The following is a 250-nucleotide window of genomic DNA, read 5'->3' as shown; positions in this document are numbered from 1 at the left end:
TAATGTTTTTGCAGGTTATGTGGTAATTGCGCCCGAATTAAAGGAGGTTGCTAAAGAAACCATATCAAGTTTACATAGGGTAGGGATTAAAAAAATAATGGTGCTTTCAGGAGATAAAGATTCCATAACTCAACAAGTGGCAAAGGATTTAAATATAGAAAATGCCAAGGGAGGTTTATTGCCAGAGGATAAATTAAATGAAGTTGAAGCAATAAAGAAAAATTCAGAAAATAAAGTAGCCTCCATTGGT

General features: G+C 33.6%; 1 protein-coding gene. It reads left to right on the top strand.

Annotated features, from left to right (window positions below; genetic code table 11):
* Nucleotides 1–250 (top strand): HAD family hydrolase (locus tag ACRHNM_RS17570; RefSeq protein WP_431137936.1); only part of this gene is annotated, 250 nt, incomplete at both ends.

Origin of the sequence: Psychroserpens mesophilus (genome assembly GCF_050617655.1) — a bacterium.
Taxonomy (GTDB): domain Bacteria; phylum Bacteroidota; class Bacteroidia; order Flavobacteriales; family Flavobacteriaceae; genus Psychroserpens; species Psychroserpens mesophilus_A.
This window is presented reverse-complemented; position numbering and strand designations above follow the sequence as displayed.